Raw genomic sequence first — 22,900 nt, forward strand, 5'->3', positions numbered from 1 at the left:
GCTGGTATCATGACGACCCTGGCATGGTTGCCGGATGCCCTACTACAAGCCAATGCAAGCCCCCACTCCGGAACTCAAAGCGCAAGATTACGACTTCGAGACGATGAACCTGCAAGTCGGCACCCGGCTGCAGCTCATCACGCACCGTCGCGTCAAGCCCGTCCAGCATTTCTCGACCCTCATCGGGTACGCGAAGGACGAGTACATCATCCTCAAGATTCCGGTGGAAAACGGCGCACCGATCGCACTGGCCGAAGGCGAGCGCCTGACGATCCGCGTGTTCTCGGGCGTCAAGGTCTGCTCGTTCGCCTGCACCGTCGAGCGCATCTTCGCGCGTCCCCTGTTTTACGTGCACGTGTCGTTCCCGAAAACGGTGCAGGGCACCAGCCTGCGCACCGCCATGCGGGTCAAGGTCGACTTGCCGGCCCATCTCGCGGGCAGCGGCACCCACGGCCGCCCGCTCCCCTGCACGATCCTGAACCTGTCGGTCAGCGGCGCGCTGGTGGTCTCCCCGAGCCGGCTGCCGTCCGACGAAGAGCAGATCATGCTGCAGTTTTCCTTGAAAGCGCCGCCGGACGACCAGGAAGTGCGCATCGCGGCGCGCGCGGCGATCCGCAACGTCAACGTATCGAAGGCGGCCGACGACTCCGATCTCTTCACCTACGGCATGCAATTCATCGGCCTCGACCCGGTGCACTACACGCTGCTGCAAAACATGACCTACGAGGCGCTGCTGGCGGACCGCCAGAAGATCGTCTGAAACCCCGCTTGCAGCCGCTCTAGGCCTTGCCCTGGCACACGCCTTTGGGGCCGATCACGGTTTGCGGCACCGTGTCGGCCCTGCAGCTCCAGGCGCCGGTCGTCGCGTCGCGCTTCAGGGTGATGGTCTGGTCCTTCACGCTGGCCGGACCGGCGACGATCTTGCAGGCCAGGGAATCGGCGGTGACGCCGAAGCTGCAGTTGGCGGTCGGCTTGTCGGCCGCGGCCAGGCCGACCTCCTCCGGCGCCTTGACTTCCTCGCCATCGTTGATCCGCGTGTTGAACCCTACCTTGCCCGCAGAGACTTCTGCCAGGGCAGCGCCGAACTTCGATTTCGCCATGTACTCCTGGTAAGTCGGGAGCGCAATGGCGGTCAGGATACCGATGATCGCGATGACGACCATCAGTTCGACCAGGGTAAAGCCTGCTTCTGCCTTCGTAACAACCTTCAGCGATTTCATGGATTCTCCATATCAAGGTGTGGAATGGTCGCGCCGTGAGCCGGGCCTCGGTCGCGCGGGCAGAGTATGGATGGGCTGTGGAGCTGTCCTTTGCGCTAGCAGAATCGTGCGCGCGACGCGCTCGCCGCAGGAAAAAGAAAACCCGCCGTAGCGGGTTCGGGCTTGCCGAAGGGACTGGAACAGACGGGCGGAAATAAAAAAAGGGAAGCACGCGGCTTCCCTTTTTCAGACCACCGGAACTGCCGGTATTACAGCATGGCCTTCAGCAGGCGTGCCATTTCCGACGGGTTCTTGGTGGCCTTGATGCCGCACTCTTCCATGATGTCCAGCTTGGCTTGCGCGGTATCGGCGCCGCCCGAGATCAGCGCGCCGGCGTGGCCCATGCGCTTGCCCGGAGGCGCGGTGACACCGGCGATGAAGCCGACGACCGGCTTCTTCATGTTGTCCTTGACCCAATGCGCGGCATTGGCTTCGTCCGGACCGCCGATTTCGCCGATCATGATGACCGCGTCGGTATCAGGATCGTCGTTGAACATCTTCATGATGTCGATGTGCTTCAGGCCGTTGATCGGGTCGCCGCCGATGCCGACTGCAGTCGATTGGCCCAGGCCCAGTGCGGTCAGCTGGCCGACTGCTTCATAGGTCAGGGTGCCCGAGCGCGAGACGACGCCGATGCGGCCCTTCTTGTGGATGTGGCCCGGCATGATGCCGATCTTGATTTCGTCCGGGGTGATCAGGCCTGGGCAGTTCGGGCCCAGCAGCAGGGTCTTCGAGCCGGCTTTGGCCATGCGGTCCTTGAGGGCCATCATGTCACGGACAGGGATGCCTTCGGTGATGCAGATTGCCAGGTCCAGTTCGGCTTCGACGGCTTCCCAGATGGCGGCAGCAGCGCCTGCTGGCGGCACGTAGATGACCGACACGGTCGCGCCGGTCGCCGCTTTCGCTTCGGTGACGTTGGCGTAGATCGGGATGCCTTCGAAATCTTCGCCGGCTTTCTTCGGGTTCACGCCAGCAACGAAGGCAGCCTTGCCGTTCGCGTAGTCGCGGCACATACGGGTATGGAACTGGCCGGTCTTGCCGGTGATACCCTGGGTGATGACTTTTGTATCTTTGTTGATCAGGATCGACATTTGTTTATTCCTTCGAATTAGGCGTTACCAGCTGCAGCGGCGACGACGGCCTTGGCTGCATCTTCCATCGTATCGGCAGCGATGATCGGCAGACCGGAGTCAGCCAGCATCTTCTTGCCCAGGTCTTCGTTGGTGCCCTTCATGCGCACGACCAGCGGCACTTGCAGCGAGACGGCCTTCGATGCGGTGATCACGCCTTCGGCGATGACGTCGCAACGCATGATGCCGCCGAAGATGTTGACCAGGATGGCTTTCAGGCCTGGGTTCTTCAGCATGATCTTGAATGCTTCGGTGACTTTCTCAGCCGTCGCACCGCCGCCCACGTCCAGGAAGTTGGCCGGCTCGCCGCCGAACAGCTTGATGGTGTCCATGGTGGCCATGGCCAGGCCGGCGCCGTTCACCAGGCAGCCGATGTTGCCGTCGAGCGAGATGTAGGCCAGGTCGAACTTCGATGCTTCGACTTCGGCTGGGTCTTCTTCGTCCAGGTCGCGGTAAGCCATGATTTCCGGCTGGCGGAACAGGGCGTTGGCGTCGAAGTTGAACTTGGCGTCGAGGGCGATGACTTTACCGTTGCCGGTCAGGATCAGCGGGTTGATTTCGGCCAGCGAGGCGTCGGTTTCCCAGTAAGCCTGGTACAGGCCTTTCAGGTTCTGGCGGGCTTCGGCCAGCGATTCGGCAGGGATGCCGATCTTGGTCGAGATCTCGTCGGCTTCGGCATCGGTCAGGCCGACGGCCGGGTCGATCGCGATCGAGTGGATTTTTTCCGGGTTGCTGTGCGCGACTTCTTCGATGTCCATGCCGCCTTCCGACGAGGCCATCAGCACGACGCGCTGCGAGACGCGGTCGGTGACCATCGAGACGTACAGTTCCTTCTTGATGTCGGCGCCTTCTTCGATCAGCAGGCGGCGCACTTTCTGGCCTTCAGGGCCGGTCTGGTGCGTGATGAGCTGCATGCCCATGATCTGCTGTGCGTATTCCTTGACCTGCTCGAGCGACTTGGCAACCTTCACGCCGCCGCCCTTGCCGCGGCCGCCAGCATGGATCTGTGCCTTGACTACCCAGACCGGGCCGCCCAGCTCTTCGGCTGCCTTGACAGCCTCGTCGACCGACATGCACGGAATGCCGCGCGGAACCGTCACTCCGTATTTTCGGAGGATTTCTTTGCCCTGATACTCATGGATTTTCATGCTGGCGTCCCTTCTTCTGTTACTGATTTAGTGAGTTAAATTGGAAAAACTTCGACAATCGGTGTCAACCCGTCACGGCCTTGATTACCCAACGCGGGTAATACTTTGCCACTGCGGGGCCGTCGGCGCGCAGCGCGTGGCAGCGGTCGATCTCGTACGGACGCACGGCGTCGCCATCGTTGGCGGCGCTGCGCGTCTCGAATTCGTCATCGGCGAAGGCCTGGATTGCCGCGGTGGGCAAGACCTGCGCCAGTTCAGTCAGGTGGGTGCAGCCGAGCACGCCAGAGAGGCGGTCTTTCAAGTGCAACCGGAAATGTTTGGTCAGCGACAGTCCGACCAGCTTTTGATAGGCCGGGCCGATCGTGTCGCAGTACCCGGGATAGGGCACCGCATCGGACGACGCTTCGGCGTCGACGATCTCGAGCGCGCGGTTGATCGTGATGCGCAGGCTCAGGTCGTGCACGGCGGTGTTGGCGGGGCGCTTGCCGGAGGCGAGGACGATGTCGCGTGCCTTGATGTCGCGAATGCGCGCGTCGAGATCCCACAGGCCATCGTCGCGCGCGTACGCTTCGACCGTGATGGCGCGAGTATGCCGCAAGGAGCGCGGGGCGGGAGAGGACAGGGGCATAAAGCAAACGTGCCGATTCATCGGCAATCAAGGTGGCAGCCAGTGTGCTGATGCACGTTGCCGCGGCTTCCGCGGCAACAACCGCTGATGCGGCGCTACTTAAACCGTGAAAGTTTAGCACAGGCGCAAACCGGTTGCACTGCAACATGATGTTGGGATGGCCATCGCAAGGGCGAGGCAGGAGCAGACGACACGCTCGCGGGGGTTGGAGCAGCGCGGCAAGGGAAGCGTGGTTTGCCGCGCTACAGCAAGCGGTTTGAATCGGCGCGGCCGGTTCAGGCCCCGTCCTCCTTCGAGAAACAGGCCAGGCCCTCGGCATCGAGACAGAGCTCGGCATTACGGCGGAAGGTGGCGGCCCAGACGCCCTGGCCGCTCGCGGGCTCGGTCCCGTGCCAGACGACGCCGTGGAAAGCCAGGCCGGGACCCGCCCCACGCCCCTCTTCCCAGCGCCCGCGGATCTCGTCCGGGTTCCGGTCGGGGCCGTCGATCTGCAGCACATACACGCCGCTGGTACGCACTTGCAGCACCATCGATTTTTCCGGCGTGCTGAGGCGGTAGACGCCGGTCGCATCGGCGGGCTGCCGGGTGCAGGCGGCAAGGGTGAGGAGCAAAACGGCAAGCAGCGTTTTCATAGTGACTTATTAACAACAAAAGCGCCAGCGCGCAGCGCCATCCGGCGTTGAGGAATATGCACAGGCATATCGCCGGATGGCGCTCCGCGCTGGCGCCTGGAAGCTGGACCTGCGGACTTGGCACCTGGCACCTGGATAAGGCTAGCGCTGCGCCGTAAATGAACGGGAGTCTGTAACGAGACGAGTCAATACTCGTCGTCTTCGGGCGCGCCCTTGAGCGCCGCACGCACGGCGCTGCTGGAGAAGCCGCGCGCCATGAGAAAGCGCATCTGCTTGCTGCGTTCGGCCGCATCCTGGGCGACGGTGCCGAACTTGCGCTGCCAGACTTCGACCGCACGGGCGGTCTCGCTCTCGGCCAGGCCGGATTTGAGTTCGGCCAGCGCCTCGCCGCTGACGCCATGGCTTTGCAGCTCGGCCATGACGCGGCTGTTGCCGTAGCGCCCAGCCTTACGATGAATCAGCGATTCGGCGAAGCGTTCCTGCGACAGCCAGTTGTTCTTTTCAAGGAAATCGAGGAGGGCATCGATGTCGTCGCCCTCCTCGGCATGGCGCGCCAGCTTGCGCTTGAGCTCGAGCCGGCTGTGCTCCCTCATCGAGAGGTAGCGCAGGGCCCGGCCCTTCAGGCTCAGAACTGGCTGGCGCATGAGACGACTGCAAGCGCATACGGCACGCCGGCATTACTCCGACACGGCCTTCAGCTTCGGCGCCTTGTCTTCGGCGTCGCCGCCGACCGGCGGTGGCAGCTCGCGCACGCCGAGTGCTGCACGGACCTTGTTCTCGATTTCGCGCGCCAGGGCTGGGCGGTCTTTCAGGAACTGGCGGGCATTGTCCTTGCCCTGGCCGATGCGTTCGCCGTTGTAGCTGTACCAGGAACCGGATTTCTCGACGATCTTGTTGTCGGCGCCCAGATCCAGGATTTCGCCTTCGCGCGAGGTGCCTTCTCCGTACAGGATGTCGAAGTGGGCTTCGCGGAACGGTGGCGCGATCTTGTTCTTGACGACCTTGACCTTCGTTTCGTTACCGATGACCTCGTCGCCCGACTTGATCGAACCGGTACGGCGGATGTCCATGCGCACGGAGGCGTAGAACTTCAGCGCGTTACCGCCGGTGGTGGTTTCCGGGCTGCCGAACATCACGCCGATCTTCATGCGGATCTGGTTGATGAAGATGACCAGCGTGTTGGTGCGGTTGATCGAGGCGGTCAGCTTGCGCAGTGCCTGCGACATCAGTCGCGCTTGCAGGCCAGGCAGCGAATCGCCCATGTCGCCTTCGATCTCGGCGCGCGGGGTGAGTGCCGCCACCGAGTCGATGACCACCAGGTCGACCGAACCCGAACGCACGAGCGCGTCGGTGATTTCGAGTGCCTGCTCGCCGGTGTCCGGCTGCGAGATCAGCAGTTCGTCGAGCTTGATGCCCAGCTTCTGTGCGTAACCCACGTCGAGCGCGTGCTCGGCGTCGATGAAGGCGCAGGTGCCGCCCAGTTTTTGCATCTGGGCGATGGTCTGCAGGGTCAGCGTGGTTTTACCCGACGATTCCGGACCGTAGATTTCCACGATACGGCCGCGCGGCAGGCCGCCGACGCCGAGGGCAATGTCCAGGCCCAGCGAACCGGTCGAGACGGTCTGCACTTCTTCGACCGGCATGTTCGCGTCCATGCGCATGACCGAACCCTTGCCGAACTGCTTTTCGATCTGCGCGAGGGCCGCCGCGAGCGCTTTGCCTTTTTCGGAGGCGTTTACTGCAACTTTTTTGTCGTCCATAATTTTCTCTCAGTCTTGGAGGTACCTAGGTAGTGGCACCCTCACGCATTTCAATAGGTAGTACTGTATAAAAATCCAGTGGTTTTTGCAAGCGGTATCTGGACGAATTCTTCACCGGATGTTGTGGAAGGCTCGCATTGTTGCGCTAAATCAAACACAATAGGTGCGGCCAAGCGGTCTAATCGAAAAACAGGGTGATCTTATGCGAATTTTGCTTGCGGAAGATGATAGCGTACTCGCCGATGGACTGACGCGTTCCTTGCGCCAGTCCGGTTATGCGATCGACTGCGTGCGCAACGGCCAGGAGGCCGACACCGCCCTCTCGACCCAGGAGTTCGACCTGCTGATCCTCGACCTCGGCTTGCCGAGGCTGTCGGGGCTGGAAGTGCTGCGCCGCCTGCGCGCCCGCTCTTCCCTGCTGCCGGTGCTGATCCTCACCGCGGCCGACTCGGTCGAGCAGCGCGTCGAAGGGCTCGACCTCGGCGCCGACGACTACATGGCCAAGCCGTTTGCCCTGTCCGAACTGGAGGCGCGGGTGCGCGCCCTGACCCGGCGCGGCGCCGGCGGCGGCCCGACCGTGGTGCGCCACGGCCCGCTGGCCTACGACCAGGTCGGGCGCAGCGCCTACATCGACGACCAGATGCTCGATTTGTCGGCGCGCGAACTGGGCCTGCTCGAAATCCTGCTGGCGCGCACCGGGCGCCTGGTCTCGAAGGAGCAGCTGGTCGACCACCTGTGCGAATGGGGCGAGGAAGTCTCGAACAACGCCATCGAGGTCTACGTGCACCGCCTGCGCAAGAAGATCGAGGTGGGCGGGGTGCGCATCGCCACCGTGCGCGGGCTTGGTTATTGCCTGGAAAAATATTCGGATCTGCGTGCCGGCGGCGGCGCCGCCGGGCAGGCACTCGACGCGAAGTGAACCGGGGCACGTGAACAAGCGCGAACGCAGCCTGCGGCCGGTCGATGCGGGCGTGCCCGAGCCTTTGTACGTCCCGCCCAATCCCGAGCCGGAAGAAAACATCCAGCATTCGCTGTTCGGCGAGATCCTCGACTGGATGCTGGCCCCGCTGCTGCTCTTGTGGCCGATGAGCATCGCGATCACCTACCTGGTCGCGAAATCGATCGCCAACCAGCCCTTCGATCACGCGCTCGAGAACCGGGTCACGGTGCTGGCCCAGCAGGTGCGGGTGGAACAAGGCGCGATCGATACCCGCCTGCCCGCCAGCGCGCGCGACATCCTGCGCGCCGACGATGTCGACAGCGTGTATTTCCAGGTGCTCGATGCCGACGGCCGCCACGTGGACGGCGACCGCGAGCTGCCGCGCCCGCGCGCGGACGAGGCCGAGATGGACGGCGCCGTGCACTTTCGCAATGCGGCGCTGCAGGGCCGCCCGCTGCGCGTGGCCTACCTCTACGTCAACCTCGATCCGCTGGCGGCGCCGGGCACGGTCCAGCGCAAGGCCCTGGTCCAGGTGGCCGAGACGCTCGACAAGCGCGCCCTGCTCGCCAACGAGATCATCAAGGGCGTGATCCTGCCGCAGTTCATCATCCTGCCGATCATCCTGGCCCTGGTCTGGTTCGCCCTGTCGCGCGGCCTGTCGCCGCTGGCGGAGCTGCAGGAACGCATCCGCGCGCGCCCCTCCGACGACCTGTCGCCGATCGATTCGCGCCAGGTGCCGGAAGAAATCTCGCCGCTGGTCGGCTCGCTCAACGACATGCTCGGGCGCCTGGCCCAGACCATCGAGATGCAGAAGCGCTTCATCGCCGATGCCGCGCACCAGATGAAGACGCCACTGGCCGGCATGCGCATGCAGTCGGAACTGGCGCTGCGCCAGGTCAATCCGGACGAGATCCACCGCTCGCTGGAACAACTGGCGAAAAGCTCGGAGTCGGCCACCCGCCTCGTCAACCAGCTGCTGGCCCTGGCCCGTGCGGAAAACCAGCCGCACGCGGGGCTCGCTTTCGAAGAGGTCGAGCTCGGCACGCTGGCGCGCGCCACGGTGCAGGACTGGGTACAGGCCTCGTTCGCCCACGGTATCGACCTCGGCTACGAAGCGCATGACGAACCGGTCGTCATCGCCGGCAACACGCTGATGCTGCGCGAACTGCTGTCGAACCTGATCGACAATGCGCTGCGCTATACGCCCGCCGGCGGCAGCGTCACGGTGCGCGTGCGGCGCGACGGCGAGCATGCCCTGCTCGAAGTCGAAGACACCGGTCCCGGGATTGCGCCGCACGAGCGCGTCCACGTGTTCGAACGCTTCTACCGCATCCTCGGCTCGAACACGACCGGCAGCGGCCTGGGGCTGGCGATCGTGCGCGAGATCGCCGGGCAGCACGGGGCCGAGATCGACATCTTCAACAACCCGCGCAGCATTCTCCCCAAATACCCGGGCAGCCTGTTCCGCCTGACCTTCCCTCCACCCGTCACCACGCCACCCGATGCCGCCTGAATCCCCGCCGCCCGCCACCGACCCGCAACACCAGCAGCGCCTGCGCGCGGCGCGCGCCCGCCACTGGCGCCGCACGCGCCGCCTCACCGCCCTGCTGCTGGCGTGCTGGCTGGCCACCGCGTTCGTCACCGTGTACTTCGCGCGCGAACTGGCCCGCATCACCGTGTTCGGCTGGCCGCTGTCGTTCTACATGGCGGCCCAGGGCGCGGCGCTGGTCTTCCTGGCCATCATCGGCGCCTATGCATGGCGCATGCGCAGCTACGACCGCGCGTACCAGCAGGCCCTCGCCGCCCCGGCCGGGGACGGCGCGTGAGCAGCAACGCCCGCTACTTCCGCCGCCTGTCCGGTTATTACGCCTGGTTCTGCGTCTGCTTCGCCGGCTTCCTGCTGACCCTGACGGTGCTGGAAAACGAAGGCATGCCGCGGCTGTGGATCGGCCACCTGTTCATGTTCGCCACGATTGCGCTGTACGCCACCATCGGCGTGGTGAGCCGCACCTCGAACGTGACCGAATACTATGTGGCCGGACGCCGCGTGCCGTCCATGTTCAACGGCATGGCCACGGCCGCCGACTGGATCTCGGCGGCCAGCTTCATCAGCCTGGCCGGCGGCCTGTACGTGTATGGCTTCGATGCCCTGGCCTACATCATGGGCTGGACTGGCGGCTACTGCCTGGTTGCACTCCTGATTGCCCCCTACCTGCGCAAGTTCGCCCAGTACACGATCCCCGACTACCTGGCGGTGCGCTACGGCGGCGGCAGCGGCGGGCGCGGCGGCCCGGTGCGCCTGCTGGCGATGGGCGCGACCATCGTGGTCTCCTTCGTGTACGTGGTCGCGCAGATCTATGCGGTGGGCCTGATCGCGTCGCGCTTCACCGGCGTCGACTTTTCGGTCGGCATCTTCCTCGGGCTGGCGAGTATTCTTGTGTGCTCGTTCCTGGGCGGCATGCGCGGCATTACCTGGACCCAGGTGGCGCAGTACATCATCATCCTGGTCGCCTTCCTGATCCCGACGATGTGGCTGTCGGTCAAGCACGCCGACAATCCGGTGCCCCAGGTGGCCTACGGTTCGGTGCTGCCGAAGCTGGCCCAGCGCGAAGCGCAACTGGTGCGCGACCCGCGCGAGCAGGAAGTGCGCGCCAGCTTCCAGCGCGAGGCCGACGAGGTCGGCGCGCGCCTGGCGGGCCTGCCCGCTTCCTGGGAGAGCGGCCGGCGCGCCGCCCAGCTGCGCCTCGATACGGCGCGCCTGCGCAACGTCTCGCTGGCCGACGTGCGCAGCGCCGAGCGGGCGCTGGCGGCTTATCCGAAATCGCCGGAAGACGCCGAAGTGCTCTGGCGCGACCAGCGCCGGCGGCTGCTGGCACGGGCCCAGCCGCCCGAGCCGCATGCCACGCCCTTCCCCGGCGCCACCGAAGCCGAGTCCGATGCGCGCCGCAATAATTTCCTCGCGCTCGTGTTCTGCCTGATGTTCGGCACCGCCGCCCTGCCCCACATCCTGATGCGCGCCTACACCACGCCCTCGGTGAGCGACACCCGGGTCTCGGTGTTCTGGACGCTGTTCTTCATCCTGCTGATCTACCTGAGCATCCCGGCGCTGGCGGTGCTGGCCAAGTACGACATCTATACGAGCCTGGTCGGCAGCGATTTCCGTTCGCTGCCGACCTGGATCTCGTACTGGGCCAACGTCGACAAGGTCAATCCCTTGATCCAGGTGGTCGACATCAACGGCGACGGCCTGGTGCAGCTGGCGGAAATCGCGATCGACGGCGACGTGCTGGTGCTGGCCACGCCCGAAATCGCCGGCCTGCCGTATGTAATTTCGGGCCTGGTCGCGGCCGGCGGACTGGCGGCGGCCTTGTCCACGGCCGACGGCCTGCTGCTGGCGATCTCGAATGCGCTGTCGCACGACGGCTATTACAAGATCGTCGATCCGGGCGCCTCCACCCAGAAACGGGTGACGATCTCCAAGCTGCTGCTGCTGGCCGTGGCCTTCATTGCCGCCTACGCCGCCTCGCAAAAACCGGCCGACATCCTGTCGCTGGTCGGCGCCGCGTTTTCGCTCGCCGCCTCGACGCTGTTCCCGCCGCTGGTGCTGGGCGTGTTCTGGAAACGCGCCAACCACATCGGCGCGATCGCCGGCATGGTGGCCGGCTTCATGGTCTGCCTGTACTACATGATCCGGGTCAATCCGAGCCTGGGCGGGCGCCTCGATGCGGCCTGGTTCGACATCGCGCCTATGTCGGCCGGCATTTTCGGGGTGCCGGCGGGGCTGGCGGCGATCGTCATCGCCAGCCTGCTGAGCCCGGCGCCGGCGCGCGCCAGCGATGCGCTGGTCGACCATATCCGGGCGCCCGAGTAGGCGAAGGAGCTGCGCCGATACGACAAGGACCGGAAACATGCACCATGCATGGTTTTTTGGCATGCATAAATGTTATTCTTGAGAAATAACTGTTCCGCCTGCGGGCGGCCTTTTTTTTCTACCGGAAACCCAGCATGTCCTTTGCCCGTGCTTCACTCTTCCACGCCGCCCTGTTCGCACTGTCGCTGTGCGCCGGGCCGGCCGTCCAGGCGCAGGCTGCGCCCGCCCTGCCGCCGATCGAGCGCTTCTTCGCCAGCCCGGCCTTCAACGGCGGCCTGCTGTCGCCGGATGGGCGTGCGATCGCCGCGCGCGGCAGCGCGCCGGGACAGCGTGATTTCCTGGTCGTGGTCGATCTGCAGACCAACAGCGGCAAGGTGGTGGCCTCGTACAACGACGCCGACATCGGCAACTTTCAATGGGTCAACAGCGAGCGCCTGATCTTCAATGTCGTCGACCGTAGCGTGGCCCAGGGCGACGCCACTGATGTACCGGGCCTGTTTGCCGTCAACCGCGACGGCTCCCAGCTGGTGCAACTGGCCGCCACCAACGGCCGTGGCCCATCGAGCAAGCAGGCCGGACGCCGCATCCTCCCCTGGCATACCTTCATGCTCCCGGGGTGGGGAGCACAGGATTCCGAGTACGTCTATGTGCGCAACCTGATCGTCAAGACCGACGGGCGTTCGACCAGGTCGACCCTGCTGCGCCTGAACACGCTCACCGGCCAGTCTCAGGAAGTCTCGCGCCCGAGGGAGGACGTGACGGGCTGGATGCTCGATCACAAGGGCGAGCCGCGTATCGCCTTCGGCAGCAAGGACGACACCGGCACCATCCATTACTTCGACCCGGCGACCAAGGAATGGCGCTCCCTGGTCAGCTATAAACTGTACGGCGACAAGAACGCGATGACGCCGCTGGCCTTCGGCCCCGACGGCAAACTGTACGTCAGCACGCGCCAGGGCCGGGACACCAGCGCCGTGCACACCTTCGACATCGCCAGCGGCACGCTCAACCCGGAACCGCTGCTGAGCACAAAAGGATATGACTTCAACGGCAACATCATGACCAGCCGCGAGAAGGTGCTGGGCATGATCTTCACCACTGACGCCCTGTCGACCGAATGGTTCGACCCGGCGATGAAGGCCGTCCAGCAGACCGTCGACCAGCTGCTGCCGGCGACGGTCAACCTCGTGTCGGCGCCGCCCCAGCATGCACAGACGCCTTGGCTGCTGGTCGGGGCCTATTCCGACACCATTCCACTGACCTATTACCTGTTCAACCGCGACACCAGACTGCTCAACAAGGTCGGCGAGACCTATCCCGGCATCGACCCGAAACAGATGGGCCGCCAGCAGGTACTGAACTACAAGGCACGCGACGGCCTGCACATTCCCGTCCTGTTGACGCTGCCCCCGGGCGGCAAGCGCAGCGGCCTGCCGCTGGTGGTGCTGGTGCACGGCGGCCCCTGGGTCCGCGGCAACGTCTGGGGCTGGCACGCGGAGTCGCAGTTCCTGGCCTCGCGCGGCTATGCCGTGCTCGAGCCCTCCTTCCGCGGCACCAGCGGCCTGGGTGCGGCACACATGCGCGCCAGCTTCAAGCAATGGGGCCTGGCCATGCAGAACGACCTGGCCGATGGCGTGCGCTGGGCAGTCGAGAAGGGCTATGCCGATCCACAACGCGTCTGCATCGCGGGCGCCAGCTATGGCGGCTATGCCACCCTGATGGGCCTGGTAAACGACCCGGACCTGTACCGCTGCGGCGTGAACTGGGTCGGCGTCTCCGACATCAACCTCATGTACGGCAGCGCGCACCATCCCAGCGACATGTCGGACGAATGGAAACGCTACGGCATGCCGGAGATGATCGGCGACCGCGTCAAGGACGCCGCCCAGCTGAAGGCCACCTCGCCGATCGAGCAGGCCGCGCGCATCACGCGCCCGCTGCTGCTGGCCTATGGCGGCGTCGACCGGCGCGTGCCGATCGACCACGGCACGAAGCTGTATGCGGCCGTCAAGCGCACCAACCCGAACGTCGAGTGGATCGAGTATCCGGCCGAAGGGCACGGCTTCTACCTGCCGAAGAACAACATCGATTTCTGGAGCCGGGTCGAAAAATTCCTCGACAAGCATATCGGCAAGGGAGCGGTGCAGCAGTAACGGCGGTGTAAACTGGCAGCCGGTCATCCGTCGCTTCGATCAAGGGAGGTGTACATGTCGTCAGGCAGAATCCTCGTTGCACAAGGAGGCGGTCCGACCGCCGTCATCAACCAGTCGATGGTGGGGGTAACGCTGGAAGCGCGCCGCTTCCAGCACGTCACCCGCATCTACGGCGCCCTGCACGGGGTGCGCGGCATCGTCAACGAGGACTTCCTCGACCTGACCCAGGAGACCAGCCACAACCTGGAACTGGTCGCCGCCACGCCCTCTTCCGCGCTCGGCTCGACGCGCGACAAGCCGGACGAGGCCTACTGCACCCGCATCTTCGAGGTGCTGCGCGCGCACGAGATCGAACACTTTTTCTACATCGGCGGCAACGATTCGGCCGACACCGTGAAGATCGTCAGCGATCAGGCGCGCGCCGCCGGCTATCCGCTGCGCTCGATCCATATTCCGAAAACCATCGATAACGACCTGGTCGGCAACGACCACACGCCGGGTTTCCCGTCGGCCGCGCGTTTCGTGGCCCAGGCCTTTGCCGGCGCCAACCTCGACAATGCGGCGCTGCCCGGGGTGTATGTCGGCGTCGTGATGGGCAGGCACGCCGGCTTCCTGACGGCCGCCTCGGCCCTGGGTAAAAAATTTCCCGACGACGGCCCGCACCTGATCTACCTGCCCGAGCGCGTGTTCGAACTGGAACGTTTCCTGGCCGACGTCAAAGCCATGTACGCGCGCCACGGGCGCTGCGTGATCGCCGTCTCGGAAGGCATCCACGATGCCTCGGGCGAGCCGGTCGCCACCCTGCTGGCCAAGGAAATCGAGAAGGACGACCACGGCAACGTCCAATTGTCGGGCACCGGCGCCCTGGCCGACCTGCTGTGCGACGAGATCAAGGCCAAACTCGGCATCAAGCGGGTGCGCGGCGATACCTTCGGCTACCTGCAGCGCTCCTTCATCGGCTGCGTGTCGGACGTCGACCAGCGCGAAGCCCGCGAGGTCGGCGAGAAGGCGGTCCAGTTCGCCATGTGGGGCGACCGCGACGGGTCGGTGGCGATCCGCCGCACCGGTTTCTATTCGGTCGACTACGAGTTGCAGCCGCTCGACCAGGTGGCCGGCAGGACGCGCACCATGGAGGACGAATTCATCAGCGAGTCCGGCACCGACGTCACCGACGCCTTCCGCCTGTACTTGCGCCCCCTGCTCGGCTCGCGCATGCCGGACGCGTTCCGGCTGCGTGGGGCAATGGTCCCGAAGGTGTTGCACAAGACCTAGGGTGCGCGCGTGGTACGGCACCTGATCATGCACGCATGAAAAAGGCCGCTCCGGATACCGGGAGCGGCCTGTTTACCTTGAACGAACGGCGTGTTTTTTACAGCACGACGGTCTGCGCCTGTCCCTCTTCGCGGGCGCGGATTTCGCCGATCCGATAGACGGTCTCGCCGGCAGCGGCAAGCTGGGCCATGGCCGCGTCGGCGTTCTCGCTTGATACGATGACCGTCATGCCGATGCCGCAGTTGAACACGCGGTGCATCTCGGAATCGGCCACGCCGCCGTGCTGCTGCAGCCACTGGAACAGCGGCGGCATGGTCCACGATTTACTGTCGAGCACTGCCGTCAGATTATCCTGCAGCACGCGCGGGATGTTTTCGACCAGGCCGCCGCCGGTGATGTGGACCAGGCCCTTGACTTCCATCGCCGCCATCAGCGCCAGCAGCGGTTTCACGTAGAGGCGGGTCGGCGCCATCAGGACATCCGACAGCTTGCGTCCGTGGAAATCGGCTTCCAGGTCCGGTTTGGCCACATCGATGATCTTGCGCACCAGCGAATAGCCGTTCGAGTGGATGCCCGACGAAGCCAGGCCCAGCACGACGTCGCCCGGGACGATCTTGCTGCCGTCGATGATCTGCGACTTTTCGACGGCGCCGACGGCGAAGCCGGCCAGGTCGTATTCGCCATCCGGGTACATGCCCGGCATTTCGGCGGTTTCGCCGCCGAGCAGCGCGCAGCCGGATTGCTCGCAGCCCTGGGCGATGCCCTTGACCACCGCGGTGGCGGTCGCCACGTCGAGCTTGCCGCAGGCAAAGTAATCGAGGAAGAACAGGGGTTCCGCGCCCTGCACCAGGATGTCGTTGACGCTCATCGCGACCAGGTCGATGCCGACCGTGTCGTGGCGATTCAGTTCAAAGGCCAGCTTCAGCTTGGTGCCGACGCCGTCGGTGCCGGAGACCAGCACCGGCTCCTTGAACTTCTTGCTGATCTCGAACAGCCCGCCGAAACCGCCGATACCGCCGAGCACGCCTTCACGCATGGTGCGCTTGGCAAACGGCTTGATCGCTTCGACCAGGGCATCGCCGGCGTCGATGTCGACACCTGCGTCGCGATAGGAGAGAGAAACATTAGATGGTTGGCTCATGGTATTTGGCAGCGGAGGCGGTAAAATAGAAGGCGTGGACCGGATTCATCGCTGATTCTGGTCAATTCGCTATTCTAGCAAAACGGCCCGGCCCCAACCCGCTTATCCGAGACAACAACAAAAACATGCCCTCATTCCCGCCATCCGGAGCCCCTACCGCCGTGCATCGCGCCGGCGCTTCCGGAGGCACTGGCAGCGACGGGTCCGGCCCGGTCATCGGCGCGCCGGGTGCATGCGTTTCCATTGTCAGCCCGGCAGCTCCTATAATGCCGCATGCGTACCCCATGTATGACCACTCCAGGATGACCCCGACGCGATGAAACAGCTGGTGCTCGACTTAGGCGCCGACCCGGCGCACAGCCTCGATACCTTCCAGGTCGGGGAAAATGCCGAACTGGCGCACCTGATGCACCAGTTCGCGCAGCGTGCATCGCGCGAGCATTTCGCCTACCTGTGGGGCGACACCGGCGCCGGCAAGACCCACCTGCTGCAAGCCCTGGCCGCGACCCCGCATTCGCGCTACATCGGCGCCGACGCGCCGGGCGCCGACTTCGTGTTTTCGCCCGACACCACCCTGTACCTGCTCGACGACTGCGACCGCCTGTCGGCCGCGGCCCAGATCGACGCCTTTGCCTTGTTCAATCAAATCCGCGAGCACGGCGCCTACATGGTCTCGACCGGCCCGGTGCCGCCGGCGGTGCTGCCGGTGCGCGAAGACCTGCGAACCCGCATGGGATGGGGTTTGATCTACCTGATCCACGGCCTGTCGGACGACCAGAAGATCGCCGCGCTGACCCAGGCGGCCGAGGCCCGCGGCCTGACCCTGTCGGCCAGCGTGCTACCCTACCTGCTGTCGCATTTCAAGCGCGACATGCGCTCGCTCGCGACCATGCTCGACGCCCTCGACCAGTATTCGCTCGAAACCCAACGCCCGGTCACGCTGCCGCTGCTGCGCGACCTGCTGTTGGCGCACCCGCAGTCGGAATCCACGCAGTCAGAAACCAAACCATGAATCTCGCCCTCTTTGACCTCGACCACACGCTGTTGCCGATCGACTCCGATTACGAGTGGGGCCAGTTCCTGGTGCGCATCGGCGCAATCGACGCCGCCAGCTACCAGCGCCGCAACGAGGAATTTTTCGCCCAGTACCAGGCCGGCGTGCTCGACCCGGTCGAATACCTCGAATTCGCCCTGTCCACCCTGGCCAGTTATTCGCCGGACCGGCTCGACGCCCTCTACGAGCGCTACATGATGGAAGTCATCGAGCCGGCAATCCGCCCGCAGGCGCGCGCGCTGGTCGAGCGCCACCAGGACGCGGGCGACCTGGTGGCCATCATCACCGCCACCAACCAGTACCTCACCGCGCCGATCGCCCGCATCTTCGGCGTCGAGCACTTGATCGCGGCGAAACCGGAATACGATGCCGACGGCCGCCTCACCGGCAGGCTGGACGGCACGCCGACCTCGGGCCCGGGCAAGGTGGTGCACATGCACGCCTGGCTGGACGAACTGGGCCTGCCATTCGACAGCTTCGAGCGCAGTTATTTCTACAGCGATTCGCACAACGACATCCCGCTGCTCTCTAGCGTCTCCCATCCGGTCGCGACCAACCCGAGCGCCGCGCTCGCCAACCACGCACACGCCCAAGGCTGGCCTTTACTCCATCTCTTCAATGATTAAAAAATTCATTCGTAAAATCCTTGGCGTGAAAGACGAGCGCAACCCGAGCGAACCGAACATCCTCGGCCAGGCAGAACACGGCATCGACCCGAAACTGGTGTCGCCGAACGCCATCCGCCTGACCCAGACCCTGCAGGACGCCGGCTTCAAGGCGTTTGTTGTCGGCGGCGCCGTGCGCGACCTGCTGCTGGGCGTGAAACCGAAAGACTTCGACATCGCCACCGATGCGACGCCGGAGCAAGTGAAAAAGCTGTTCCGGCGCGCCTTCATTATCGGCCGCCGCTTCCAGATCGTGCACGTGATGTTCGGCCAGGAACTGCTGGAGGTGACGACCTTCCGCGGCAACGGCAGCAACAACGCGCCCAAGGACGAGCATGGCCGCGTCCTGCGCGACAACAATTTCGGACCGCAGCACGAAGATGCGGCGCGGCGCGACTTCACCATCAACGCGATGTACTACGATCCCGCCACCCAGACCGTGCTGGACTACCATGGCGGCATCGCCGACATCCGCGAAAAGACCCTGCGCATCATCGGCATGCCGGAAGCGCGCTACCGCGAAGACCCGGTGCGCATGCTGCGCGTGGTGCGCTTCGCCGCCAAGCTGGGCTTTACCATCGAACCGGCCACCCGTGCGCCGATCCCCGTGATGGCGCCGCTGATCGACAACGTGCCGGCCGCGCGCGTGTTCGACGAGATGCTGAAACTGCTGCTGTCGGGCCACGCCCTGGCTTGTTTGAAAGAACTGCGCTCGGCCGGCCTGCACCACGGCCTGCTGCCGCTGCTCGACGTGGTGCTGGAACAGCCAATCGGCATGAAGTTCGTCACCCTGGCCCTGGAATCCACGGATGCGCGTGTCAAGGCCGGCAAGGGGGTGTCGCCCGGCTTCCTGTTCGCCTCGCTACTGTGGCACCAGGTGCTCGAAAAGTGGACGGCCTACCGGGCCGCCGGCGAAGCGCCGATCCCGGCCCTGCACCTGGCCGCCGACGCCGTGCTCGACACCCAGACCGAGAACCTGGCCCTGCAGCGCCGCATCGCCACCGACATGCGCGACATCTGGGCCATGCAGCCGCGCTTCGAGCGCCGCACCGGGCGTGCGCCGTACAAGTTGCTGGAAAACCCGCGCTTCCGCGCCGGCTACGATTTCCTGCTGCTGCGCTGCGCCTCGGGCGAACTCGACAACGAGATCGGCGAATGGTGGACCGCCTTCTACGACGCCGAAGCGGGCGAGCGCGAGCGCCTGGTGACCCAGGCCAACGCGCGCCCGGCCAGCGGCGAAAAGAAGAAGCGTCCGCCGCGCCGCGCACCGCGCAACCGCGCTGGCGAAGGCACGGCCGGCGTGGCCGCGGCACCGTCGAGCGCTGCCGCGAGCCAGGGTCCAGGCGAGGAATGATCGCCTTCGTCGGCATCGGCGCCAACCTGGGCGATGCGCGCGCGAACGTGCGCGACGCCCTGGCCCTGATGGCCGCGCAGCCCGGCTGCCGGCTGACGGCCAGTTCCAGCCTGTGGCGCACGGCGCCGATCGACTCCTCGGGCGACGACTACATCAACGCCGTGGCCCGGCTCGATACCAGCCTGGACGCCCACGCCTTGCTGGGACTGCTGCAGGCGATCGAACTCCAGCATGGCCGCGAGCGTCCCTACCGCAACGCCCCTCGCACGCTCGACCTCGACCTGCTGCTGTACGGCGCTGAATCTTGCGATGCAACGATCGATACCCCTGAGCTGGTGGTGCCGCATCCGCGCATGCACGAGCGCGCCTTCGTGCTGGCGCCCCTGCTCGAAATCGCGCCCGGCGCCGTGATTCCCGGCCTGGGCCCTGCCGCCGGCTTCCTGCCGGCCGTCGCCGATCAGGCCATCGCCCGCCTCGACTGACATGCAGATCCCCGTTTTTGTCCAGACCGCGGGCCTGCTCGTGCTGTCGAACGTGTTCATGACCTTCGCCTGGTACGGGCACCTGAAGAACATGCATTCGCGCGCCTGGTATGTCGCCGCGCTGGTGAGCTGGGGCATCGCCCTGTTCGAATACCTGCTGCAAGTGCCGGCAAACCGCATCGGCGCCACCCAGTACAGCCTGGCCCAACTGAAGATCATGCAGGAAGCCATCACGCTGACGGTGTTCGTGCCGTTCGCGATGTTGTATATGAACCAGCCGTTCAAGCTGGACTATGTGTGGGCGGCGCTGTGCCTGGTCGGCGCCGTCTACTTCATCTTCCGTAGCTAAAAAATAGTCGTTTCGGCACGATTTTTGTGGCCGCATTACACTACGCGATCGATTTAACTCGTTTTCAAAGGAGCACCATGACCGCTTATTTGCAGGGCAAGGAAATGACGGGCGGCGAGCCCCCTGCGCCTGTCCAGCCGGCACCCAAGGCCGCGGCCAAGGCCGTGACCATTCCCGCGCTGCATGCGATGCGCGCCGCCGGCAACAGGATCACCATGTTGACCTGCTATGACGCCAGCTTCGCGTCCCTGATGGACCGCTGCGGGGTCGACATGCTGCTGGTCGGCGATTCGCTCGGCATGGTCTGCGCCGGCCATTCCTCGACCCTGCCGGTGACGCTGGGCGACATGGTCTACCACACGGCGTCTGTCGCACGCGGCAACAAGAATGCCCTGCTGGTGACCGACCTTCCCTTCGGCAGCTACGCCACCAAGGAAATGGCCTTCGAGAGCGCAGCCGCGCTGATGCGCGCCGGCGCCCAGATGGTCAAGATCGAAGGCGGCGCCTGGGTCGCCGAGACCGTCGCCTTCCTGACCGAGCGCGGCATCCCGGTCTGCGCCCACATCGGCCTGACCCCGCAATTCGTGCACCAGCTCGGCGGCTTCAAGGTGCAGGGTAAAACCGAAGCAGGCGCCGAGCGCCTGAAAAGCGATGCCCTGGCGCTGCAGGCCGCGGGCGCGGCCATCGTGCTGCTCGAAGCCGTGCCGGCCCGGCTGGGCAAGGAAACGACGGAACTGCTGGCCGTGCCGACGATCGGCATCGGCGCCGGCCCCGACTGCTCGGGCCAGGTGCTGGTGATGCACGACATGCTGGGCGTCTTCCCAGGCCACAAGGCGAAATTCGTGCGCAACTTCATGGAGGGGCAAACCAGCATCGAGGGCGCCGTGCGCGCCTATGTCGACGGCGTGAAGGACGGCAGTTTCCCGGCCCAGGAACACTGCTTTTAAAGGGAGACGGCGATGAGCAGCGTTCCCGGTAGTGCTTCCACGGCGCGCCTGTTTATCGCCCTCTGGCCCGATCCGGCGATCCGCCACGCGCTGCGCGCGCGGCGCGATTGCTGGACCTGGCCGCGCGGCGCCAGCCCGGTCCACGCCGCCAAGCTGCACCTGACGCTGCATTTCCTGGGCGCCATCCCGACCGAACGGCTGCCCGCACTGCAAGCGGGCCTGGCGCTGCCATTTACCCCCTTTTCCCTCTCGCTCGGCATCCCGACGCTCTGGCCGCACGGCATCGCCGTGCTCGAACCGCATGCCGAGCCGCCCGCACTGCTGCAACTGCATGCGGATTTGTCGGATGCGCTGGTCGCGCTCGGACTGACGCCGGAAGCGCGCCCCTTCCGCCCCCACGTCACCCTGGCGCGGCGCGCCAAGCATGCCGTCGTCCCGCCTGAATCCGAAAAGCTGGTCTGGGACGTCGACGGCTATGCGCTGGTGCAGTCGACGCCGGACAATGGCGGCTATACCGTGCTCCAGCGTTTTTCGTAGGGTGGGCTCCGCCCACGCGGTATCACGGCGGAAAATCGATATGTCAAACCGGACGCCGCAGCAGACATTGCGTCGCCCGTGAAGCGCGTGGGGTCATTGAAGCCGGGGCTTCAATGACCAAGCCTACCCTACACCAGCAACATCAAATGCTCGCGCTCCCACGAGCTGATCACGCGGCTGAAGGTCGCAAACTCGAGTTCCTTCACTTCGCAGAATGCCTGCACGAACAGCGCGCCCAGCATGTCCGATAGCGGCGCGCACTGGCGCATGCGCAGGATCGCGTCTTCCAGGTTGCGCGGCAGGCCGTCATGGATGTGCTCGGCGCTCTCGAGCGTGGGCGCGGACGGCGTCACCCCTTCGACCATGCCGAGGTAGCCGCAACTGAGGGTGGCGGCCATGGCCAGGTAGGGATTCACGTCGACGCCGGGCACCCGGTTCTCGACGCGCCGGTTGGCCGGCGAGGAGTTCGGCACGCGGATGCCGCAGGTGCGGTTGTCGTAGCCCCAGCGCACATTGGTCGGCGCCGACTGGAAGCGCGACAGGCGCCGGTAGGAATTCACGTGGGGCGCGAACATCAGCAGTGCCGGCGGCACGTATTTCTCGAGTCCCCCGATGAAGTGGAAGAACAGCCGGCTCGGTCCGCCATCGGACGCCGTAAAAATGTTGCGGCCGGTCGCGGTATCGACGACGCTCTGGTGCACGTGCATCGCGCTGCCCGGTTCGGTTTCCATGGGCTTGGCCATGAAGGTGGCGAAGATGCCATGGCGCAGCGCCGTCTCGCGCACGGCGCGCTTGAACAGGAAGGCGCGGTCGGCCAGTTCGAGCGCGTCGCCGTGGGCGAAATTGATCTCCATCTGGCCGGCGCCGGCTTCGTGGATCAGGGTTTCCACGCCCAGCTCATGGGTTTTACAGAAGCTCGACAGCTCAAGAAAAAAAGGGTCGAAATCGTTGACGGCGTCGATCGAATAGGACTGGCGGCCCAGCTCGATCTTGCCGGTGCGGCCCAGCGGCGGCATCAGGGGCACATGCGGGTCGACGTTGCGTGCCACCAGGTAAAACTCCATCTCCGGCGCGACCACCGGTTTCCAGCCGCGCTGCGCGTACAGGCCCAGCACGCGGCGCAGGACCGAACGCGGCGCCAGCTCGACCGGGCTGCCGTCGAACTTCTCGCAATCGTGGATGACCAGCGCCACCGCCTCCGAAGCCCAGGGCACGACGCGGATCGTCGCCGGATCGGGCACGCAGACCATGTCGGGATCGGTGGCGCCGACATACGGCAGGTTGTCCGGCTGCTCGCCATTCACGGTATTTAATAGCACGCTCTTCGGCAGGCGCATGTCGCCGCCGTCGAGGAACAGGTCCTTGGGCAGGATCTTGCCGCGCGCGATGCCGGTCATGTCGGCGATGACGCACTCGACTTCGTGAATGTTGTGGTCGCGCAGAAAGGTGCGCATCGCATCGTTCATCTCACTCTCCGGCCGGGACGGACCGGTGAATGTAGCACGGTGGCGGAGACCGAGGGGCAGGCTTGACTGGCCTTAGCGGCGGTGGCGCCACCAAGGATGCCCGGTCTGCGCA

23 protein-coding genes are annotated in these 22,900 nt (G+C 65.2%); 14 read left to right on the forward strand and 9 right to left on the reverse strand.

What is annotated here, in order from left to right; translation table 11 throughout:
- Positions 1 to 52: 52 nt before the first annotated feature.
- The gene (locus ACFPAH_RS17670) at positions 53 to 760 is read left to right on the forward strand and encodes a flagellar brake protein (RefSeq protein WP_379747914.1); all 708 of its coding nucleotides are present in this window, start codon (positions 53 to 55) and stop codon (positions 758 to 760) included.
- 19 nt (positions 761 to 779) lie between these two features.
- On the opposite strand, the gene ACFPAH_RS17675 is transcribed toward ACFPAH_RS17670, so the two are convergent.
- From ACFPAH_RS17675 to recA, 7 genes are all read right to left on the reverse strand, one after another.
- Positions 780 to 1,220: a pilin gene (locus ACFPAH_RS17675; RefSeq protein WP_379747916.1), complete on the reverse strand. Its 441-nt coding sequence runs from the start codon at positions 1,218 to 1,220 to the stop codon at positions 780 to 782.
- Between the two features lie 248 nt (positions 1,221 to 1,468).
- On the reverse strand, positions 1,469 to 2,350 hold the full coding sequence (gene sucD, locus ACFPAH_RS17680) for a succinate--CoA ligase subunit alpha (protein ID WP_379747918.1): 882 nt from the start codon (positions 2,348 to 2,350) through the stop codon (positions 1,469 to 1,471).
- A gap of 17 nt (positions 2,351 to 2,367) precedes the next feature.
- Entirely contained in the window at positions 2,368 to 3,537 is a 1,170-nt protein-coding gene (sucC, locus tag ACFPAH_RS17685; RefSeq protein WP_379747920.1) for an ADP-forming succinate--CoA ligase subunit beta, read from the reverse strand.
- A 64-nt stretch (positions 3,538 to 3,601) separates the two neighbouring features.
- Positions 3,602 to 4,165: a DUF2889 domain-containing protein gene (locus ACFPAH_RS17690; protein WP_379747922.1), complete on the reverse strand. Its 564-nt coding sequence runs from the start codon at positions 4,163 to 4,165 to the stop codon at positions 3,602 to 3,604.
- 275 nt (positions 4,166 to 4,440) lie between these two features.
- Complete coding sequence (locus ACFPAH_RS17695) at positions 4,441 to 4,797, reverse strand: hypothetical protein (RefSeq protein WP_379747924.1); 357 nt, start codon at positions 4,795 to 4,797, stop codon at positions 4,441 to 4,443.
- Positions 4,798 to 4,982: 185 nt separating this feature from the next.
- Positions 4,983 to 5,441: a recombination regulator RecX gene (recX, locus tag ACFPAH_RS17700; protein ID WP_379747926.1), complete on the reverse strand. Its 459-nt coding sequence runs from the start codon at positions 5,439 to 5,441 to the stop codon at positions 4,983 to 4,985.
- Between the two features lie 33 nt (positions 5,442 to 5,474).
- Positions 5,475 to 6,557 carry a recombinase RecA gene (gene recA, locus ACFPAH_RS17705; RefSeq protein ID WP_379747928.1) on the reverse strand — a complete coding sequence of 361 codons (1,083 nt, stop codon included), beginning with the start codon at positions 6,555 to 6,557 and terminating at the stop codon, positions 5,475 to 5,477.
- Positions 6,558 to 6,759: 202 nt separating this feature from the next.
- Between recA and ACFPAH_RS17710 the strand changes: the two genes are divergently transcribed.
- The 6 genes from ACFPAH_RS17710 (at position 6,760) to ACFPAH_RS17735 (ending at position 14,793) form a co-directional block, all read left to right on the forward strand.
- A complete protein-coding gene (locus ACFPAH_RS17710; RefSeq protein ID WP_379747930.1) occupies positions 6,760 to 7,476 on the forward strand; it encodes a response regulator in 717 nt (238 codons plus the stop codon).
- Positions 7,477 to 7,486: 10 nt separating this feature from the next.
- A complete protein-coding gene (locus ACFPAH_RS17715; protein ID WP_379747932.1) occupies positions 7,487 to 9,010 on the forward strand; it encodes a sensor histidine kinase in 1,524 nt (507 codons plus the stop codon).
- Complete coding sequence (locus tag ACFPAH_RS17720; RefSeq protein WP_379747934.1) at positions 9,000 to 9,323, forward strand: DUF4212 domain-containing protein; 324 nt, start codon at positions 9,000 to 9,002, stop codon at positions 9,321 to 9,323. The genes ACFPAH_RS17715 and ACFPAH_RS17720 overlap by 11 nt, the downstream gene beginning before the upstream one ends.
- Complete coding sequence (locus tag ACFPAH_RS17725) at positions 9,320 to 11,368, forward strand: sodium:solute symporter family protein (RefSeq protein ID WP_379747936.1); 2,049 nt, start codon at positions 9,320 to 9,322, stop codon at positions 11,366 to 11,368. Before ACFPAH_RS17720 ends, ACFPAH_RS17725 begins: the two co-directional genes overlap by 4 nt.
- A 134-nt stretch (positions 11,369 to 11,502) precedes the next feature.
- Positions 11,503 to 13,521 carry a prolyl oligopeptidase family serine peptidase gene (locus ACFPAH_RS17730; protein ID WP_379747938.1) on the forward strand — a complete coding sequence of 673 codons (2,019 nt, stop codon included), beginning with the start codon at positions 11,503 to 11,505 and terminating at the stop codon, positions 13,519 to 13,521.
- Positions 13,522 to 13,575: 54 nt separating this feature from the next.
- Positions 13,576 to 14,793 (forward strand): 6-phosphofructokinase, encoded by a 1,218-nt coding sequence (locus ACFPAH_RS17735; protein ID WP_379747940.1) that lies wholly within the window; start codon positions 13,576 to 13,578, stop codon positions 14,791 to 14,793.
- A 97-nt stretch (positions 14,794 to 14,890) separates the two neighbouring features.
- Here the strand turns inward: ACFPAH_RS17735 and purM are convergent, their stop codons facing one another.
- Positions 14,891 to 15,934: a phosphoribosylformylglycinamidine cyclo-ligase gene (gene purM / locus ACFPAH_RS17740; RefSeq protein ID WP_379747942.1), complete on the reverse strand. Its 1,044-nt coding sequence runs from the start codon at positions 15,932 to 15,934 to the stop codon at positions 14,891 to 14,893.
- Positions 15,935 to 16,250: 316 nt separating this feature from the next.
- Here purM and hda point away from each other — a divergent pair, with 316 nt between their 5' ends.
- The 7 genes from hda to thpR all read left to right on the forward strand — a co-directional run bounded on the left by hda (position 16,251) and on the right by thpR (position 21,322).
- Complete coding sequence (gene hda, locus ACFPAH_RS17745) at positions 16,251 to 16,946, forward strand: DnaA regulatory inactivator Hda (RefSeq protein ID WP_379747945.1); 696 nt, start codon at positions 16,251 to 16,253, stop codon at positions 16,944 to 16,946.
- Positions 16,943 to 17,614 carry an HAD family hydrolase gene (locus ACFPAH_RS17750; protein ID WP_379747947.1) on the forward strand — a complete coding sequence of 224 codons (672 nt, stop codon included), beginning with the start codon at positions 16,943 to 16,945 and terminating at the stop codon, positions 17,612 to 17,614. The genes hda and ACFPAH_RS17750 overlap by 4 nt, the downstream gene beginning before the upstream one ends.
- Entirely contained in the window at positions 17,607 to 19,007 is a 1,401-nt protein-coding gene (gene pcnB / locus ACFPAH_RS17755) for a polynucleotide adenylyltransferase PcnB (RefSeq protein ID WP_379747949.1), read from the forward strand. Before ACFPAH_RS17750 ends, pcnB begins: the two co-directional genes overlap by 8 nt.
- Positions 19,004 to 19,489 (forward strand): 2-amino-4-hydroxy-6-hydroxymethyldihydropteridine diphosphokinase, encoded by a 486-nt coding sequence (gene folK, locus ACFPAH_RS17760; protein ID WP_379747951.1) that lies wholly within the window; start codon positions 19,004 to 19,006, stop codon positions 19,487 to 19,489. Before pcnB ends, folK begins: the two co-directional genes overlap by 4 nt.
- Before the next feature lies 1 nt (position 19,490).
- Positions 19,491 to 19,838, forward strand: coding sequence for a DMT family protein (locus ACFPAH_RS17765; protein WP_379747953.1), 348 nt, complete (start codon positions 19,491 to 19,493; stop codon positions 19,836 to 19,838).
- 77 nt (positions 19,839 to 19,915) lie between these two features.
- The gene (gene panB / locus ACFPAH_RS17770) at positions 19,916 to 20,785 is read left to right on the forward strand and encodes a 3-methyl-2-oxobutanoate hydroxymethyltransferase (protein ID WP_379747955.1); all 870 of its coding nucleotides are present in this window, start codon (positions 19,916 to 19,918) and stop codon (positions 20,783 to 20,785) included.
- Positions 20,786 to 20,797: 12 nt separating this feature from the next.
- Complete coding sequence (gene thpR / locus ACFPAH_RS17775; RefSeq protein ID WP_379747957.1) at positions 20,798 to 21,322, forward strand: RNA 2',3'-cyclic phosphodiesterase; 525 nt, start codon at positions 20,798 to 20,800, stop codon at positions 21,320 to 21,322.
- A 128-nt stretch (positions 21,323 to 21,450) separates the two neighbouring features.
- Here thpR and ACFPAH_RS17780 read toward each other — a convergent pair whose 3' ends face one another.
- A complete protein-coding gene (locus ACFPAH_RS17780; RefSeq protein WP_379747959.1) occupies positions 21,451 to 22,788 on the reverse strand; it encodes a glutamine synthetase family protein in 1,338 nt (445 codons plus the stop codon).
- Positions 22,789 to 22,900 lie beyond the last annotated feature (112 nt).

Origin of the sequence: Massilia sp. GCM10023247 (genome assembly GCF_042653325.1) — a bacterium.
Taxonomy (GTDB): domain Bacteria; phylum Pseudomonadota; class Gammaproteobacteria; order Burkholderiales; family Burkholderiaceae_D; genus Telluria.

What these genes read in the sequence shown, in the direction of transcription:
- ACFPAH_RS17670 (WP_379747914.1), top strand. Translation starts at nt 53, where the DNA reads ATGCAAGCCCCCACTCCGGAACTCAAAGCGCAAGATTACGACTTCGAG.
- ACFPAH_RS17675 (WP_379747916.1), bottom strand. Translation starts at nt 1,220, where the DNA reads ATGAAATCGCTGAAGGTTGTTACGAAGGCAGAAGCAGGCTTTACCCTG.
- sucD (WP_379747918.1), bottom strand. Translation starts at nt 2,350, where the DNA reads ATGTCGATCCTGATCAACAAAGATACAAAAGTCATCACCCAGGGTATC.
- sucC (WP_379747920.1), bottom strand. Translation starts at nt 3,537, where the DNA reads ATGAAAATCCATGAGTATCAGGGCAAAGAAATCCTCCGAAAATACGGA.
- ACFPAH_RS17690 (WP_379747922.1), bottom strand. Translation starts at nt 4,165, where the DNA reads ATGCCCCTGTCCTCTCCCGCCCCGCGCTCCTTGCGGCATACTCGCGCC.
- ACFPAH_RS17695 (WP_379747924.1), bottom strand. Translation starts at nt 4,797, where the DNA reads ATGAAAACGCTGCTTGCCGTTTTGCTCCTCACCCTTGCCGCCTGCACC.
- recX (WP_379747926.1), bottom strand. Translation starts at nt 5,441, where the DNA reads ATGCGCCAGCCAGTTCTGAGCCTGAAGGGCCGGGCCCTGCGCTACCTC.
- recA (WP_379747928.1), bottom strand. Translation starts at nt 6,557, where the DNA reads ATGGACGACAAAAAAGTTGCAGTAAACGCCTCCGAAAAAGGCAAAGCG.
- ACFPAH_RS17710 (WP_379747930.1), top strand. Translation starts at nt 6,760, where the DNA reads ATGCGAATTTTGCTTGCGGAAGATGATAGCGTACTCGCCGATGGACTG.
- ACFPAH_RS17720 (WP_379747934.1), top strand. Translation starts at nt 9,000, where the DNA reads ATGCCGCCTGAATCCCCGCCGCCCGCCACCGACCCGCAACACCAGCAG.
- ACFPAH_RS17730 (WP_379747938.1), top strand. Translation starts at nt 11,503, where the DNA reads ATGTCCTTTGCCCGTGCTTCACTCTTCCACGCCGCCCTGTTCGCACTG.
- ACFPAH_RS17735 (WP_379747940.1), top strand. Translation starts at nt 13,576, where the DNA reads ATGTCGTCAGGCAGAATCCTCGTTGCACAAGGAGGCGGTCCGACCGCC.
- purM (WP_379747942.1), bottom strand. Translation starts at nt 15,934, where the DNA reads ATGAGCCAACCATCTAATGTTTCTCTCTCCTATCGCGACGCAGGTGTC.
- hda (WP_379747945.1), top strand. Translation starts at nt 16,251, where the DNA reads ATGAAACAGCTGGTGCTCGACTTAGGCGCCGACCCGGCGCACAGCCTC.
- ACFPAH_RS17750 (WP_379747947.1), top strand. Translation starts at nt 16,943, where the DNA reads ATGAATCTCGCCCTCTTTGACCTCGACCACACGCTGTTGCCGATCGAC.
- pcnB (WP_379747949.1), top strand. Translation starts at nt 17,607, where the DNA reads ATGATTAAAAAATTCATTCGTAAAATCCTTGGCGTGAAAGACGAGCGC.
- folK (WP_379747951.1), top strand. Translation starts at nt 19,004, where the DNA reads ATGATCGCCTTCGTCGGCATCGGCGCCAACCTGGGCGATGCGCGCGCG.
- ACFPAH_RS17765 (WP_379747953.1), top strand. Translation starts at nt 19,491, where the DNA reads ATGCAGATCCCCGTTTTTGTCCAGACCGCGGGCCTGCTCGTGCTGTCG.
- panB (WP_379747955.1), top strand. Translation starts at nt 19,916, where the DNA reads ATGACCGCTTATTTGCAGGGCAAGGAAATGACGGGCGGCGAGCCCCCT.
- thpR (WP_379747957.1), top strand. Translation starts at nt 20,798, where the DNA reads ATGAGCAGCGTTCCCGGTAGTGCTTCCACGGCGCGCCTGTTTATCGCC.
- ACFPAH_RS17780 (WP_379747959.1), bottom strand. Translation starts at nt 22,788, where the DNA reads ATGAACGATGCGATGCGCACCTTTCTGCGCGACCACAACATTCACGAA.